General features: G+C 61.9%; 4 protein-coding genes. 2 read left to right on the top strand and 2 right to left on the bottom strand.

Translation table 11 applies throughout. The annotated features are described in order from the left end of the window. Positions 1-36: 36 nt before the first annotated feature. Both cysS and ACTJJN_RS10380 read right to left on the bottom strand, forming a co-directional pair. A complete protein-coding gene (gene cysS, locus ACTJJN_RS10385) occupies positions 37-1419 on the bottom strand; it encodes a cysteine--tRNA ligase (protein WP_324737046.1) in 1383 nt (460 codons plus the stop codon). Positions 1420-1428: 9 nt separating this feature from the next. Next, positions 1429-3132: a glutamine--tRNA ligase/YqeY domain fusion protein gene (locus ACTJJN_RS10380; RefSeq protein WP_440781225.1), complete on the bottom strand. Its 1704-nt coding sequence runs from the start codon at positions 3130-3132 to the stop codon at positions 1429-1431. A gap of 248 nt (positions 3133-3380) precedes the next feature. On the opposite strand from ACTJJN_RS10380, the gene ACTJJN_RS10375 reads away from it, so the two are divergent. Next, a complete protein-coding gene (locus tag ACTJJN_RS10375) occupies positions 3381-3881 on the top strand; it encodes a peptidylprolyl isomerase (RefSeq protein WP_010953805.1) in 501 nt (166 codons plus the stop codon). Continuing rightward, positions 3878-4600, top strand: a complete 723-nt coding sequence (locus tag ACTJJN_RS10370; protein WP_012052537.1) for a UDP-2,3-diacylglucosamine diphosphatase — start codon at positions 3878-3880, stop codon at positions 4598-4600. The genes ACTJJN_RS10375 and ACTJJN_RS10370 overlap by 4 nt, the downstream gene beginning before the upstream one ends. Positions 4601-4665 lie beyond the last annotated feature (65 nt).

Below are 4665 nucleotides of genomic sequence, written 5' to 3'. Positions count from 1 at the left end.
GTGCCCGCGAAGGGCTGCAACGCAGCCCCAGTTGCTTTAGTCAGCCAGGCGCCAGGTCGTCGTGCCCTTGCTGTCTTCCAGCACTACACCCATGGCGGTCAGCTGATCGCGAATGCGGTCAGACTCGGCCCAGTTCTTTTCCGCACGCGCCTTCAGGCGCGCCTGGATCAAGCCCTCGACTTCAGCCGCATCGACCTTGCCTTCGGCACCGGCACGCAGGAAGTCATCGGCCTCCAGTTGCAGCACACCCAGTACATCACCCAGCTCGCGCAGTCGACCGGCCAGGCCAGCAGCGGCCTCCACGTCGCTGTCGCGCAGGCGGTTGATCTCGCGCACCAGGTCGAACAGAACGGCACAGGCTTCCGGGGTGCCGAAGTCGTCGTTCATCGCCACGCTGAAGCGCTCGACAAACGCTTCGCCACCCTTGGCCGCCACCCGTGGCAGGCCGCGCAGCGCGTGGTAGAAGCGCTCCAGCGCGCCCTTGGCGTCACGCAGGCTGTCTTCCGAGTAGTTGATCGCGCTGCGGTAGTGGCTGGCCACCAGCAGGTAGCGCACCACCTCCGGGTGGTACTTCTCGAGCACGTCGCGGATGGTGAAGAAGTTGTTCAACGACTTGGACATCTTCTCGCCGTTGATACGGATCATGCCGCAATGCATCCAGGCGTTGGCGTACTGCTTGCCAGTGGCCGCCTCGCTCTGGGCAATCTCGTTCTCGTGGTGCGGGAACTCCAGGTCGCTGCCGCCGCCGTGAATGTCGAAGCTCTCGCCCAGGCAGCAGGTGGACATGACCGAGCACTCGATGTGCCAGCCCGGGCGACCCGGGCCCCATGGCGATTCCCAGCTTGGCTCGCCCGGCTTGACACCCTTCCACAGGACGAAGTCGAGCGGGTCCTGCTTGGCTTCGTCGACCTCGATGCGTGCACCGATACGCAAGTCTTCGATCTTCTTGCGCGACAGCTTGCCGTAGCCGACGAACTTGCCGACCCGGTAGTACACATCGCCATTGCCTGGCGCGTAGGCGTACCCTTTGTCGATCAGGGTCTGGATCATCGCGTGCATGCCAGCGATATGGTCGGTGGCACGCGGCTCCTGGTCCGGCGGCAAAATGTTCAGGCGGCGCTCGTCTTCGTGCATCGCGTCGATCATGCGGGCAGTGAGGGCGTCGAAGGTTTCGCCGTTCTCGTTGGCCCGATTGATGATCTTGTCATCGATGTCGGTGATGTTGCGCACATAGGTCAACTCGTAGCCGCTCTTGCGCAGCCAGCGGGTGACCAGGTCGAACGCCACCATGCTGCGGCCATGACCAAGGTGGCAGTAGTCGTACACGGTCATGCCGCACACGTACATGCGCACCTTGTTGCCATCCAGCGGCTTGAAGACTTCCTTGGTTTTGCTCAGGGTGTTGTAGATGGTAAGCACGGCGGTTCCTCAGCTGCCCCAGGAGTCACGCAGGGTGACAGTGCGGTTGAACACCGGGCGACCCGGCTGGCTGTCTTTCAGGTCGGCGCAGAAGTAGCCTTCGCGTTCGAACTGGAAGCGGTCCTCGGGCTGCGCCTGTGCCAGCGACGGCTCGGCACGGCAACCGCTGAGCACTTGCAGCGAAGCCGGGTTGATGTTGTCGAGGAAGCTACCGCCCTCCTCGGTCTTTTCCGGGTTGGGCGAGCGGAACAGGCGGTCGTACAGGCGCACTTCGCATTCGACGCTGCCTTCAGCCGGAACCCAGTGGATCACACCTTTGACCTTGCGGCCTTCCGGGTTCTTGCCGAGGGTGTCCGGGTCGTACGAGCAGCGCAGTTCGACGATATTGCCGTCGGCGTCCTTGATGGCTTCGTCAGCACGAATCACGTAGCTGCCGCGCAGGCGCACTTCACCGGCCGGTTCCAGGCGCTTGTAGCCCTTCGGCGGTTCTTCCATGAAGTCGTCGCGGTCGATGTACAGCTCGCGGGAGAACGGCAGCACACGCACGCCCATGTCTTCCTTCGGGTGACGTGGCAGCTCAAGCTGCTCGACCTGGCCTTCAGGGTAGTTGGTGATGACCACTTTCAGCGGGCGCAGCACACACATCGCACGTGGCGCGGTGCGGTCCAGGTCGTCACGGATGCTGAACTCGAGCATCGACATGTCGACCACACCGTCGGAGCGGTTGGTGCCGATCATTTCGCAGAAGTTGCGGATCGAAGCCGGCGTGTAGCCACGGCGACGGAAGCCGGACAGGGTCGACATGCGTGGGTCGTCCCAGGCATCGACGTGCTTTTCGTCCACAAGCTGCTTGAGCTTGCGCTTGGAGGTAATGGTGTAGTTCAGGTTCAGGCGGCTGAACTCGTACTGGCGCGGGTGTGCCGGCACCGGCAGGTTGTCGAGGAACCAGTCGTACAGCGGACGATGCCCTTCGAACTCAAGGGTGCAGATCGAGTGGGTAATGCCCTCGATGGCGTCCGACTGGCCGTGGGTGAAGTCGTAGTTGGGGTAGATGCACCACTTGTCGCCGGTCTGGTGGTGGTGGGCATGGCGAATGCGGTACAGGATAGGGTCACGCAGGTTCATGTTTGGCGAGGCCATGTCGATCTTGGCCCGCAGCACACGCTCGCCGTCCTGGAATTCGCCAGCCTTCATGCGGGCGAACAGGTCGAGGTTTTCTTCCACGCTACGCTCGCGGAACGGGCTGTTCTTGCCCGGCTCCTTGAGGTTGCCGCGGTATTCCTTGGCTTGATCAGGGGTGAGGTCGCAGACGTAGGCCTTGCCGCGCTTGATCAGCTCGACCGCCCAGTCGTGCAACTGGTCGAAATAGTCGGAGGCATAGCGCACGTCGCCGGCCCAGTCGAAGCCCAGCCACTTCACATCGCTCTGGATGGCGTCGATGTACTCCTGGTCTTCCTTGGCCGGGTTGGTATCGTCGAAGCGCAGGTGGCAGAAGCCGCCGAATTCCTTGGCCAGGCCGAAGTTGACGCAGATCGACTTGGCGTGGCCAATGTGCAGATAACCATTGGGCTCCGGCGGGAAACGGGTGACGATACTGCTGTGCTTGCCCGAGTCCAGGTCGGCCTGGATGATCGGCCGCAGGAAGTTCGCAGGGACAGCGGGGGCGCCTTTGGCAGCGGCGTTGGGCGCGTTGTCGGCAGTGGGCTTGCTCATAGGATCCTTGAATGCGTGTGTCCAGCCTGGGTAGGCCGATTGAATCAAAGGGCCTATCATAGCCGAAGCAGTCAAGCTGCTGACAGCCGCGCCCGGACAAACTGATGTGATTTATCACGGCTTTTTGCCGCAGCCTGGCAAAATGGCCAGTGCGCGCCATGTGTCGTGATCGCCTGAACATACGTCAGGTGATAACCGGCGCCCTGCGCACCCTAATTTCTGATTGCCTTGAAAGAGCGAGTTTCAGCATGTCCAAAGTCAAACTGAGCACCAACCACGGCGACATCGTCCTGCAACTGGACGCCGAGAAAGCGCCACTGACTACCGAAAACTTCGTTCAGTACGTCAAGGACGGCCACTACAATGGCACCGTGTTCCACCGTGTGATCAAAGGCTTCATGATCCAGGGCGGCGGCTTCGAGGCCGGCATGAGCCAGAAGAAAACCCGCGCCAGCATCCAGAACGAAGCCGACAACGGCCTGAAGAACAAGAAGTACAGCATTGCCATGGCCCGTACCATGGAGCCGCACTCCGCCTCGGCGCAGTTCTTCATCAACGCCTCCGACAACGACTTCCTCAACCACAGCGGCAAGAACGTGCAAGGCTGGGGTTATGCCGTATTCGGCGAAGTGATCGAAGGCCGTGAAGTGGTCGACGCCATCGAAAAAGTGGCCACCGGTTCCAAAGCTGGCCACCAGGACGTACCGAAGGACGACGTAATCATCGAGAAAGCCGAGATCATTGAGTGATTCTGCTGATCTCTGATCTGCACCTGCAAGAAGAACGCCCGGATATTTCCCGGGCGTTTCTTGATCTGCTCGATGGCCGCGCCCGCCACGCAAAGGCCCTGTACATTCTTGGTGACTTCTTCGAAGCGTGGATTGGCGACGATGCCATGACGCCCTTCCAGCAGTCGATCTGCCAGGCCATGCGCCGGCTGAGCGACAGTGGCACGGCCATCTACCTGATGCATGGCAACCGTGACTTCCTGATTGGCCAGGCCTTCTGCGATGCCGCTGGTTGCACCTTGTTGAGCGACCCCAGCGTGATCGAGCTGGGCGGTGAACAGGTGCTGCTGATGCATGGCGACACCCTGTGCACCCGCGACCTGGGCTACATGAAGATGCGCCGCCTGCTGCGCAATCCGCTGAGCTTGTGGATCCTGCGCCACCTGCCGCTGTCGGCCCGCTACAAGCTGGCACGCAAGCTGCGCAGCGAAAGCCGCACGCAAGTGCGGATGAAGTCCACCGAAATCGTCGACGTCACGCCAGAGGAAGTCCCCAAGGTAATGGCGGCGCATGGCGTGCGCACCTTGGTGCATGGCCATACCCATCGGCCAGCGATTCACAAGCTGGTGGTCGATGGCCAGCCGGCACGGCGTATCGTACTGGGCGACTGGGACCGCCGCGGTTGGGCCTTGCAGGTTGACGAGCAGGGCTTTCAGCTGGCGCCGTTCGAGTTTTCCTGACCCGGCGGGTCGCCTTCTTCGCGGGTAAACCCGCTCCCACAGGCTCCGCATCAACGCTGCAAGCG

Source organism: Pseudomonas sp. 22515 (assembly GCF_052044625.1).
Lineage (GTDB): Bacteria > Pseudomonadota > Gammaproteobacteria > Pseudomonadales > Pseudomonadaceae > Aquipseudomonas > Aquipseudomonas alloputida.
Note: the sequence above shows the minus strand (reverse complement) of the source record. Positions and strands in the feature narration are given on the sequence as shown.